The sequence below is a fragment of the Stenotrophomonas sp. YJH_SMC_110 genome (genome assembly GCF_059369255.1).
In genome coordinates this window covers 36,981-49,125 of sequence record NZ_JCAFSM010000005.1, presented here as the reverse complement: position 1 = coordinate 49,125, position 12,145 = coordinate 36,981, and the positions used below count along the sequence as shown (strand labels likewise).

8 protein-coding genes are annotated in these 12,145 nt (G+C 66.2%); 4 read left to right on the top strand and 4 right to left on the bottom strand.

Features of this window, described 5'->3' with window-relative positions:
- The 4 genes from AC5P6H_RS11115 to AC5P6H_RS11100 all read left to right on the top strand — a co-directional run bounded on the left by AC5P6H_RS11115 (nt 1) and on the right by AC5P6H_RS11100 (nt 7,498).
- On the top strand, nt 1–534 hold the full coding sequence (locus tag AC5P6H_RS11115; RefSeq protein WP_111206860.1) for a lipocalin family protein: 534 nt from the start codon (nt 1–3) through the stop codon (nt 532–534).
- 272 nt (nt 535–806) lie between these two features.
- Nucleotides 807–4,286 (top strand): DEAD/DEAH box helicase, encoded by a 3,480-nt coding sequence (locus AC5P6H_RS11110; RefSeq protein ID WP_495202609.1) that lies wholly within the window; start codon nt 807–809, stop codon nt 4,284–4,286.
- 237 nt (nt 4,287–4,523) lie between these two features.
- Entirely contained in the window at nt 4,524–5,174 is a 651-nt protein-coding gene (locus AC5P6H_RS11105; protein ID WP_232503899.1) for a response regulator transcription factor, read from the top strand.
- On the top strand, nt 5,171–7,498 hold the full coding sequence (locus AC5P6H_RS11100) for an ATP-binding protein (RefSeq protein ID WP_495202608.1): 2,328 nt from the start codon (nt 5,171–5,173) through the stop codon (nt 7,496–7,498). The genes AC5P6H_RS11105 and AC5P6H_RS11100 overlap by 4 nt, the downstream gene beginning before the upstream one ends.
- Here AC5P6H_RS11100 and AC5P6H_RS11095 read toward each other — a convergent pair whose 3' ends face one another.
- From AC5P6H_RS11095 to AC5P6H_RS11080, 4 genes are all read right to left on the bottom strand, one after another.
- On the bottom strand, nt 7,499–8,254 hold the full coding sequence (locus AC5P6H_RS11095; RefSeq protein ID WP_032961063.1) for a SapC family protein: 756 nt from the start codon (nt 8,252–8,254) through the stop codon (nt 7,499–7,501). It lies immediately after the preceding gene.
- A gap of 110 nt (nt 8,255–8,364) precedes the next feature.
- Complete coding sequence (locus AC5P6H_RS11090; protein WP_005409616.1) at nt 8,365–8,637, bottom strand: hypothetical protein; 273 nt, start codon at nt 8,635–8,637, stop codon at nt 8,365–8,367.
- Nucleotides 8,638–8,889: 252 nt separating this feature from the next.
- Nucleotides 8,890–10,926 carry an elongation factor G gene (gene fusA, locus AC5P6H_RS11085; RefSeq protein ID WP_495202607.1) on the bottom strand — a complete coding sequence of 679 codons (2,037 nt, stop codon included), beginning with the start codon at nt 10,924–10,926 and terminating at the stop codon, nt 8,890–8,892.
- A gap of 448 nt (nt 10,927–11,374) precedes the next feature.
- Nucleotides 11,375–12,124 (bottom strand): hypothetical protein, encoded by a 750-nt coding sequence (locus tag AC5P6H_RS11080; protein ID WP_495202606.1) that lies wholly within the window; start codon nt 12,122–12,124, stop codon nt 11,375–11,377.
- Nucleotides 12,125–12,145: the final 21 nt, after the last annotated feature.

The window sequence follows — 12,145 nt, the reverse complement described above, 5'->3', positions numbered from 1 at the left end:
ATGCGCATGCGCTCGCTGCTTCCCCTGCTGGCATTGAGCCTGTTTGGTTCCGGCTGCAGTTCCACCGATACCCGTCCCCTGCCCCGCCCGCCCTCAGTGGACGTGCCACGCTTCATGGGCGACTGGTATGTGATCGCCCACATCCCCTCATGGCCGGAGCGCAAAGCTTTCGACGCGGTGGAGAGCTACGCATTGAAGCCCGACGGGCGCATCCAGACCACCTTCACCTATCGCAAGGGCAGCTTCGACGCCCCCCAGAAGTCGATGCACCCTGTGGGACGGGTCGAGAAGGACGGCAACGGCGCCATCTGGGGCATGCAGTTCATCTGGCCGATCCAGGCCGAGTATGTGATTGCCTGGCTGCGCGATGACTACGGCCAGACCATCGTCGCGCGCAGCAAGCGCGACTACGTGTGGTACATGGCACGCACGCCACAGGTGTCCGAGAGCGACTACCAGCAGGCCGTGCAGCGCATCGCGGCCATGGGTTACGACACCGCAAAGCTGAGGCGCGTGCCGCAGTCGGTGCGCTGAGCCATCGGTCATCCCCACGCAGCACCTGCTGACGGCAGGGCGTGTCGACATCTGCTTGCGCCGGATGTCGCATTCATCGCCGCTGCCGGACCCGTGCGTACAGCGACGCCGCACCTGCCCTGCCTGCAGTAGCTGGCGCTGGGGTCGCGAACACTCAAGACTCGACCGCGGCGGCCGCTAATGGCCAATGCAGGGCTTTGCGCGCCGACCACAATGGCCGACGAAGGGTGCATTCCGGTCGTGGCCGATTTCACAATGGAAGGAACAGGCAGTTGAAGGAAGAACGACGCAACACGTTGCAGGCCAGTCATCGCGCGATCCTCAGCTTCTGGCACAGGGTTGAGTTCTTCATACCCTACGATCTGCAGGGCCAGGTCCTTGAGTCGAAGGACGCGGATGGGAGCGTACGGCAGCTGTCAAGGGATCAGCTCGAGCGATTGGACCCGAAGGATCTGTGGTCCCCACCCCTGCCATTCGGTCGCAGGCTGAGCGGATTCGATGTCTACCTCGGCATATTCGACAAAGCCCAGCTGGCCGATATCACCCAGCGGGTACTGGCTGAGACGCCAAGCGGAGACGAGTCGCTGGAACAGGACGAACGGGCCGAACTGGAAGGCCTGACCTGCGCGGCCAGCCTGCGGGCAAGCGCCGAGGGCGTGCTGCAGCTGGGTGAAATCTCGGTATCGACCGTTCCGTGGGCACTGGGCACGATCTCCAGGCGTGGCTTGCAGGGCCTGGACTTCGACGCCTTCCAGGCAAGCCTTGAAGCACTCAAGCGCGACGTAGCAACGTTCCGCAGCGCCGCTGCCACCCCCGCCGGACAGGGTGAGGGCCCAACGCCCTGCAGCCCCGACGACCTGTTGCGCCTGCTCGACATCCTGTGCAACTGGTCGGGTCATGACCCTTCCGCGGGCGACGCGTCCGCTCCGCTGCTGGTCATCCGGGCGAAAAGCGTTGAAGACAAGCCGAAGCCGGAACGGGCAGCAAAAGCCACACCCCCAGGGCCGGACAACGAGCCAACGGCGGAAGCGGACGACGCCGAGGACGACGAGGCCCAGCCCGAAGAGGACGCGGAGATCAGCATCCTCAACAGTTTCTTCGTCGAGGATATCGCGCGGGCCATCGGCGCACTCGACCAGGGCAAGGCCAGTGCGCCCCTACGCGCCTATCTGAGCCCATTGCCTGAAAGCCGACGCGAAGACCTTTACACCCCAGAAGGCCATGCGCTGATTGCCGACCGGCTGCGCCCGCGCCACATCAATCGGGGCCACTGGCCCGGCGATCCTGCACACACGATGAGCCTGATGCAGCAGTTCGCTGTGAACAGCATCTTCGAGCAGGTGCGCGATTCAGGCATCTTCTCGGTCAATGGCCCACCCGGAACCGGGAAGACCACGCTGTTGCGTGAGGTCTTCGCTGAGAACATCGTGCGGCGTGCACGTGCATTGTCACAGTACGCGACGCCAGCCGCTGCGCTCGGCCCAGCCCGCGAAGTGAACTTCGAAGGTGAGAAGCCGTGCAGGGTCTCGCCACTGAAGGCCGACCTGACCGGCTTCGAGATGGTGGTCGCATCGTCGAACAATGCCGCCGTGGAGAATATTTCGCGTGACCTGCCGAAGAGCCGGTCACTGGGCAAGCCCGGAGGATCGCGCTGGCGCAACAGCACAGGGGACGTGACCTTCGACTACCTGCGGCCACTGGCCCGCAACCTGCTCGAATGGAACGGCAGGGGCGCCTATGAACGACCGGCGGCAGACAGCGATGCCTGGGGGTTGATCAGCTGCGCGCTGGGCAGGAAGGCCAACCGCGAGGCACTTGTGCGGGCCATCAGCAGGAGCGCCCCAAAAGATGGCAAAACCCCCGCACCGAAGGGCTACGACCGCGCCCGCCACCAGTCGCTCTGGGAGTGGCGGGACAACCCAGCAGCCATGAGCTTCCAGCAGGCCAGGGAGGCGTTCGGCAAGGCCGATGCGATCGTCAATGGCCTGGTCGAAAAGCTGGATCGGCTTGCCTCGCTCAGCCGTGAAATCAGCGGCAACGATGAGGAGAGCTTCTGCCGGCAAACGACTTCTCAGCTTCGCGATGCACAGCGCGCGCATGAGGAAGCTGCACAGCAGTGCCGTGCACTCGAGAGCCAGCGCAGCAGATCCGATGAACAGCTCGCCCTGCTCAAGGCGCAACGCATCCTGCTCAGGGAAGAGAAGCCTGGCTGGTGGGCCCGCATCTTTGACCGGCAGCGCGCGCACAGCCATGCGGCCGCAATGGTGCAGAACGCAGATCATCAGCACCGATGGACCCAGCGCGAGCTCGAACTCGGGACGCAATGTGATACGGCGCAACAGCACCTGGGCCAAACCGCGAGCACCCTGGCCGAGGCATCGGCCGCCGCGCAGGCACGGGCGCAGCAATGGGCTGGAATGACGCAACAGCTCGAACAACTGAAAGCCGAACTCGGCACCGCGTCCCATCCCGCCGACGCGGCCGAACTGGAAGATCAGGACTGGCAGATCAAGGGAGTCTGGAACAGCGAGCAGCTCAACGAGCAGCGCGCCAATCTCTTCGTGGCGGCACTGCAGCTTCACCAGGCCTGGCTGCACGAAGTGGTGCAGAAGGGCGGCGGCTTCGCCCAGAACGTCATTGCACTGTGCCACCTGCTGAGTGGCAAGCGGCTGCAGGAGCCACGCGATGCGCTGGCCATCTGGCAGAGCCTGTTCATGATCGTGCCGGTTGTCTCCAGCACGTTCGCCTCGGTCGCACGCCAGTTCCGACATCTGGGGCCGGACTCGATCGGCTGGCTGTTCATCGATGAAGCTGGCCAGGCCGTGCCGCAGGCGGCAGTCGGTGCACTGCTGCGCTCCAGGCGCGCGGTCGTGGTGGGTGATCCGCTGCAGATCGAGCCGGTGTTCACCGTGCCGGTCAAGCTGCTGCAGGCGCTGGGCCGAACCAGCGCACTGCCCGCAGGCGTGAACGTCTCGCCCGACAAGACCTCCGTACAGGTACTGGCCGACGAGGCCAACCCGCTCGGTGCCCGCATGGAGTCCGGCGGCTCGCCGCTCTGGATCGGCAGTCCGCTGCGCGTGCATCGTCGCTGCGTCGAACCGATGTTCTCCATTGCCAACACGATTGCCTACGAGGGGAAGATGATCTTCTCCAACCCCTGGGAACCCAGTGCGGCGCGGCCACCCGCCGACAGCCTGGACATCGGCAGCAGCGCCTGGGTACACGCCCCCGGCCGCACCAGCGACAAGCAGGTCGTGCCGTGCCAGATCGACCTGGTGCAGCAGGCGTTGGCCGCGCTCTACCACAGCACCGGGAGCCTTCCCCCGGTCTACATCATTTCGCCCTTCAAGCGCATCAAGAATGCCCTGCTCGAGCGACTGCGGAGCCAGGACGCCTGGCTTGGCCCGGATGCCCCACCCGGCACGCAGGCGCCACGCACCACCGAACTGCGCACGTGGTGCAGGGAGCGCGTCGGCACCGTGCACACCTTCCAGGGCAAGGAGGAGAGCATTGTCTGGATGGTCCTGGGCTGCGACACGGACACGGTGGGCGCGGCGCACTGGGCCTCCAGCAAGCCCAATCTGCTCAACGTCGCCGTCACCCGTGCCCAGCACCGCTGCTTCCTGATCGGAGACACCGCACTCTGGGGCGGCCTGCGCCACTTCTCAGACGCCCATGCCAAACAGTTGCCCCGCATCACCCCGGCGCAGTTCCTGGGTCGCATGTCGATCCCCCGCGTGCAGACTCGATAGCCCTGCCCTGACGGCGTCAACGACTCAGGTCAGGGGCGCAGGGTCACGCCGGCGTGACGCGTCACATTAATGGTTCCGGCAGCCACGACGGGACGCCTGCAGCACCCCATCCATTTACGTCACGAATGCGTAAGCCCCGGCCGATCAACTGCATCCATCGATCTTTAGGAATAGTCGTAAAAACGCAACGAATTCGATGTTCGACGCGACAGCGGCGCCAGAATGGCGGCCACGCCCATGGGCGCCGACCACCTCCCGCGCATGAATGGATTTCCTGCACCGCGTCGGCTTCGCCTGGCGCTCCTGGACGATCACGAAGTCGTCCGTCGCGGCACCGCCCTGCACCTGTCAGGCGATCTCCGCTTCGACATCGTCGCCAGCCACGGTTGCAGCAACGAACTGCTCTGCAGCCTGCAACGCACACCAGTGGATGTGGCCATCATCGATCTCACGCTTGCCCGTGACGACCTGGGTAGCCTCGAGCTCGTTGCGCTGCTGCGCCGGGAATTCCCGCGCACGCCATTGCTGGCCTTCGCCACGCTCTGCCCCACCACCAACCTCAACAGCCTGATCGATGCCGGACTCAACGGATTCGTCAGCAAGGCCGAACCGCTTGCTGCATTGTCCGACGCCATCGTACGTGTTTCCCAGGGCCTGACCCGGGTTCCACCGGACGTCAGGCTGGCCGGCGACCGCGGCGAGCTCAGCCGCAACGAGCGCGAAGTGCTGGGCCTGCTGCTGGAAGGCTTGACGGTCTCCGAGATCGCATTGCGGCGGCACCGCAGCATCAAGACTGTCAGCACGCAGAAGGTGGCTGTGCTGCGCAAGCTGGGATTGCGCAGCGACGTGGAAATCTACGCACTGCGCGAACGACTGGAGACACCGTGAGGCGCCAGCCGCCGTTGCGCCGCCGCTTCCTGTCCACGGGGCTGCTGGCGCTCCTTCTCCTGCCGGCTGCCTCGGCCGAAGATATCCGCTCGCCACGCTGGCTGCCGGGCAGCACTGTACGGGTCGCCACGACTCCCTCCCTGCGCCCCCTGCCCGCGGCCCTGGCCGATCCGTCATCACCGCCAACGCTCGCCCATGGCTATGCCAACCTGGTGGCGCGGCACGCCCAATTCCGTTTCCTGGAACACCCCTACCCGACAACCGCCGCATCAATCCTCGCTGTATGCCATCACGAGGCTGACCTGGTCATGGTGTTTGGCGGCGCAAGGCACCAGCCGCTGCCCTGCCCCGGCCTTGCCGCGTCCACCCCGTTCCGTGGCGGCGCCACCCTGTTGGCCGGACGCGCCGGCGAGTGGCTGCCACGGGAGATGCGCGAACTCGACGGCCGGGTCATCGCCGTCGTTGAAGGCGGACCCTACGCCAGCTGGCTGCACGCGCATCACCCGCAGGTCCGGCTGCGGCAGCTGCCAGACCGGCATGCAGCACTGGCGGCAGTCGAAACCGGCCTGGCGGACGTGGCGATTGGCCTGGAGCCCACGCTGCGCCCCCTGGTTCGACGCCATTTCAATGGCAGCCTGCGCCTGCAGCCGTTCGATAGCGGCGTCTCCACCGACCTTTACCTGCTGGTTCGCCGGGAAGACCAGCAACTGCTTGGGCGCATCGAACAGGCATTGCGGGAGATCACACTGGAAGAGCACGCAGGCCTGCTCCACCTATGGGCAGGCCAGACCCTGCCTGCCGCGGCCGGGAATGCACTGGACTGGATGCAGGCGTCGCCCCCGCGCGGGTGGCTGCTGCTGGCCCCACTGCTGATTGCCCTGCCGCTGCTGTGGCTCGCAATGCGCCACCTCCGGGCGCGCGGTGACCGAAGCAGCGCGCATGCCATCGGCGTGATCAGCCACGAGATGCGCAACTCGGCGCAGGCCGTGCTGACCTCGATCGAGCTGCTGGGGCAATCGACATTGCCCAAGGGCGAGCGTGACCTGCTCGCCGCTGCCAGCAGCGCCAGCCAATCCCTGCGCAGCCTGTTGAATCGCGCACTGGATTTTTCGCGCCTTGCGAGCGGCGCTTTCAAGCCGCATGCGCAACCCTGCGATGCAACCCAGCTGTGCCGGCAGGCTCTGGAGGCGATCCGGCCACAGGCCCAGCGGAAAGGCCTGCAGCTGCATCTCGATGCCCAGGGCGCATCCCCGTCGAACATCCTGGTGGACGCCGATGCGCTACGCCAGATTGCCAGCAATCTATTGGCGAACGCAGTGAAGTTCAGCGATTCCGGCCGCATCGAGCTGCGCCTGCAACTGATGCCGGCGGCGCGTCCTCGGGCGCTGCTGCTGGAGGTGATCGACAGCGGCATCGGCATCGCGCCGGCGCAGGTAGCCACCCTGTTCCAGCCTTTCCAGCAAGGCAGCAGCGGACAGCGGCGTGGCGGAAGTGGGCTGGGGCTTTCCATCGCGCGCGAGCTGGCCCGCGCAATGGGCGGCGACCTCACCGTGCACAGCGTGCTGGGCCGTGGCAGTCGCTTCATCCTGCGCCTGCCGGTGTGCCCGGCTGGCACCGGCGTGGATGCCCAGGACATGCCCGTGGGCGATACGCCACTGGCCGGACTGCACCTGCTGCTGGTCGAGGACCACGAGCTCAATCGCCACGTGATCGCCGAACAGCTGCGGCGCTGGGGCGCAGAGGTGTGCGCCGTGAAAGATGCGGCCAGTGCCCTGGCCGAACAGGCACGACAGCCCCGCTCCGTTGCTATGATCGACATTGGGTTGCCTGGCGCCGATGGTCACGTGCTGGCGCGCGAGCTACGCGGGTCTGCCGGGCGCACCGTTCGCCTGATCGCATTGTCTGCCCGCACCGGACGGCGTCATCGCGCACGCTGCCACCGCTCGGGCTTCGACGCGGTGCTGGCCAAGCCGCTGCGCGCCGCCCAGCTGCTGCCTGCGCTCGGCATTGCGCGACCAGAGGGCCCGGGCGCAGCCGCGCAGACGATTGACATGGACGCGGCCTACATCGCCGACATCCACGATGAGCTCGGCAACATGGAGCGGGTTATTGATCGAGCGGATGCATCGGCACTGGGCCATCACGCGCACCGATTGCAGGGCACGCTGCAGATGCTGGGCCAATGCGAGCATGCGGCCATCGCGGCGGAGCTGGTCGACCTGGCGCATGACGCCGCGCCGGACTGGGCCGATGCGCGGCGCCTGCTGGACGTGCTGAAGGCCGGACAGGGCTCCCGCCCAGCGGGAACCCTGCCAATGCCTTGATCAGGCGGCCAGGCGCTCGACCTGGCGACGGGTCAGGTCATTGAAGCGACCCAGCGACATCAGGTGCTGGTGGATCAGTGCCAGCCAGCCGCTGCGGTGCCACTCGACCACGGTGGCTTCCGGCAGCGCAACGAACTTCTCGACGTCCACCACCAGGAAGCCATTGAGGTTGAACTCGCGGCCATCCGGGGTACGCACGGTGGCGTTGCGCTCGACCAGCAGGCCGTTGTCGGTCAGGGCCTTGGAGAAGGCCAGGGTCTGTTCGTGCTCGCGGGTGTACTGGCCGCAGAACTCCAGCGCCTGCTGCACCATTTCGGTGGCCTTGCCGTCAACGAACAGCGGCTGGCCTTCCTCGCCGCCCTTGACCACGCGCGGGCTTTCTTCGTCGATGCCCAGCAGGAAGTCATTCTCCGCGCCGGTGTCGATGAAGATGAAGGGGTGGCGGCGCAGGTAGGCCGGAATATAGGCCTCGTCTTCCCACAGGCCGTCCTTGATGAACAGGTTCTGGTCGGACACGCCGACGGCAGCCATCGGAACCGCACCGGGGCCGGCGAACAGGATCGGGAAATGATGCAGCGCCAGCGAGAACTCGCCCAGCACCAGCGGAATGGCGTTGTTGCCGGCGGCGAACTCGAGCTTGCCCGGCAGGATGCGCAGATCGGCGTGCACATCGGCCTGCAGCGGCACCGGACGGGTATAGAACAGGGGAGCGCCGCTCGGCGCCGCTTCGGTGGTGGTGTCGCTGGTGGTGGTCATCTTGGGAACCGTTCGATCATGCGCGCCTGCCATCCCGGGCACGCCAGCGGGAACAACCTGAATCCCGCATTATCAACAAGCTCGATGACAACGGCCACCCCGCCAGCGAACTATTTCAGCTGCAGGGGGTAGCGCTGCCAGAGCACGTGGACCAGGAATCCGGCCAGTTCGGTGTCGCGCGCGCTCACCGCTGCACGGATCTTGTCCAGCAGCACCATGTCGCTGCAGGAGCGCACATCGGCGTGGTTGGCCTGCCCTGCCCGGCGCGCACGATAGCGTGCGGCCCGCTGCGCATCGCTCATCGCATACCCGAACTTGGGCGGACGACCGCGCTTGCGCGGCAGGGTCAGCTCCAGGGTTCCGGGGTCTTTGTCATCACGCATGAGAGGGGTGCGGGCGGCGGCGAGCAACGGGGGGTGCGAAATTTATCGTGAGGCATCACTTTAATCCAGCTTTTTCTGCAGTTTTGTTGCATCGCAATGCAAAAAAACGCATCGCGAGGGCCCCATCCACGCATGGCGTGGATCTAGTGCAGAGTTCGCGACCCGGTCACCCGGTAGATCCACGCCATGCATGGATGCGGAAACCCGAACCCACAAAAAAGGGAGCCCGCGAACGGGCTCCCCTCACCTTCTTCATGCAGCGCGCACCGGCTCGTAGCCATGCAGGTGCGCCTCGCTGCTGGCCCGCCCCTGGCTGAGCGAACGCAGCGAGGTGGTATAGCCCACCAGCTGCGCCAGCGGTGCGAAGCCACTGACCTCGGCGCGACCATCCTGATCGTCGATGCGGGCAATGCGACCATGGCGGCGGTTGAGGTCGCCGACCACATCACCCACCGACGCTGACGGCGAATGCACCGTCACCGCCATCACCGGCTCCAGCAGCTGCGTGCCGCCTTCGGCCAGCGCCGCCTTGATCGCCTCGGCGCCTGCGCGATGGAACGCCATCTCCGAGGAGTCCTTGGCATGGGTCTGGCCATCGACAAGACTGACCTCGATGCCGACCACCGGATGGCCCTGGGGGCCTTCCGACAGCGCAGCACGCACACCTTTCTCCACCGCCGCGATGAAGCTGCGCGGCACCACGCCACCGACGATGCGGTCGTTGAATACGACCTGGTCGTCCTCGCGCGGCGATACATCCAGCACCACGTGCGCGAACTGGCCCTGGCCGCCGGTCTGCTTGACCAGCCGCCCGACGACGCCGGTCATCGCACGCATCGGCGTCTCCTGGTAGGCCACGCGCGGCGCACCTACGCCTACGTCGACCTTCCATTCGCTGCGCAGGCGCTCGACCATCACCTCCAGGTGCAGTTCGCCCATGCCCCAGACCAGGGTCTCCGCCGTGTCGCGATCGGTTTCGACGCGGAACGAGGGATCTTCCTGGGCCAGGCTGGCCAAACCCTGTGCCATCCGGATCAGGTCGGCCGCACGCGCCGGCTCCAACCGCCACGCCAGCACCGGTGCCTGTGCCTGGATGTTCTCCAGGCGCAGCGGCTGCGCACGACCGCTCAGCGTTTCACCACTGACCGCATCCTTCCAGCCCAGCACTGCAACGATGTCACCGGCCACGGCCTGTTCGATGTCGTGGGTCTGGTCGGCCTGCACCCGCACCAGGCGACTGACACGCCGCCCCTGCGGATGCTGCGAACTGGCCACCGCATCACCCACCTTCAAGGTGCCCGAGTACAGCCGCACGAAGCTCAACGCGCCGTGCTGCTGGTGGGTGATCTTGAACAGCAGGCCGGCCAGCGGACCGTCCGGGTCCGGCGGCAGCACGACCTCGCCCTCATCGCTTTCGGCGCTGACGGCAGGGCGATCCAGCGGCGACGGCAGGTAATCGACCACGGCGTCCAGCAGCGTCTCGATACCCTTGTCCTTGAACGCAGCACCGGCCAGCACGGGCACGCCCGCACCCGCCAGCGTCGCCCGGCGGATCGCCGCGCGCAGCTGCCCGGCATCGATCACGCGACCTTCCAGCCAGGCAACGGCCAGTTGCTCATCGTGATCGGCCACGGCCTCGACCAGCGCATCGCGCTGGGCTTGCCACTGGGCCCGCGCCGCTTGGTCCCACGGGGTCACCGTGGTTGCGGCACCATCCTGCCACTGCAGCACGCGCTCATCGACCAGATCGACCCAGCCGTTGAAGCCACTTTCGCTGCCCAACGGCACGCCCAGCGCCCACGGCCGCGCCCGCAGTTTGTCCTGCAGCTGCTCCAGCACGCGCTCGAACGAAGCGCCGACGCGGTCCATCTTGTTGACGAAAGCGATCAGCGGCACGCGGTGGCGACGCGCCTGGCGCCACACGGTTTCGGACTGCGGTTGCACGCCATCCACGGCCGAGAACACGGCCACGGCGCCGTCGAGCACGCGCAGTGAACGCTCGACTTCGATCGCGAAGTCGATGTGGCCGGGGGTGTCGATCAGGGTCAGCCGATGCGGCGGCAGGTCGCGCGGCGCCCACTGCGCCTGCACGGCGGCAGCGCCGATGGTGATGCCGCGTTCGCGTTCGATCGCCGAGAAATCGGTGGTCGCGTTGCCGTCGTGCACTTCACCGACGCGGTGGATCTCGCCGCTTTTCCACAGCAGGCGTTCGGTCAGCGTGGTCTTGCCGGCGTCGATGTGGGCAATGATGCCAAGGTTGCGACGACGGGAAAGGACTTGGGTGTTCATATAGAGATTCCTGCAAAGCCAACTTCAGGGGCCGCGCCCCCCGGTTGGCGGCAGGGTGCGCGGCTAGCGTTCGGTCTCGGCGATCTGGTGCATGGCACGTTCTCCTTTGCGGTACTGGGTAGCGTCGGCTGGGTAGCGTCGACTGGGTAGAGTCGACTGTTAGTCGACTAACAAAAACAAAAAGAGCGCCCGGGGGGCGCTCTGTCGAAGGTCCAGCGATGGCCGCTTCAACGGCCTCGTGGGGCTCCAGGCAGACACGCCCGTTCCGCGTTGGCGCGGGTCAGGGTGAAAAACTTCAGGAGCGGCATCCGATTCATGGGGCGCATTCTAGACCTGCCAATCTGGCGCGCAAGTGAATATTGCAAACATAAATGGAACGATGAGGCCGACAATGATCGGGGTCAGATCCCTTTGACCCTGGGCAAAGGGATCTGCCTCCTCTCAGCCTTTACTTGCAGCCGTGCAGCGTGCGCGCCTCGGCCACGGTCGCCGCCTGGTCATCCCCCATCGAAATCCACCCCTTCAGCGACGTCGCCGGGTCAATGTGCGGCAGCTGCGGGCCACCATCGATCAGCACCTCGGTCCAGCTCCCCACCGGCGCCAGTTCGGACAGGCGTGCCGCCTGGTCATCCTCGGTGCTGAACGTGTCGTCCGGGCTCGCCGGGGGCGTCGTGTTCACGGTCTCGGTCTTGCGGGAATGCACACGCAGCGCGCCGCCCGGCATGCGCTGGGTGGTGACGTCGTAGCGCTCGATACCGTACGCCCAATGGCTTTCACCAATGCTGCGGGTCTCGCTTCCGTCATCCGCCACAGCCACCACCTCGCCCGCCGACCCGACCACGCCCGCGACAGCACCCAGGCCGGACATCAGCGCCTGGTAGACGATCATCTGCCGCTGCTCGGTGCTCAACGCACCGGCCTTGAGCTTGGCAGGGGGAATCTGCAGGTATGCCGCCTCCTTGCAAAGCACCAGCACCTGCTGGTCATCCCAACTCACGGACATTTCCTCGCTGGCGAAGTACTGCGTCCGGATGGACGCAACAGGAGAACCCGCGCCAGCGGAATGCCGTATCTCGATCAGCGAGGCATTCTCCGCCGCATCGGTCAGCGAAACCGGAGAGGTGGAAGCCGCAGTCGCAGCGCCTGCGAAGCCAACCAACACGGCCAGCAGCGTGCCGCGCGAAATGCTACAGATCATTGCATCAGTCCATTGAGGGAA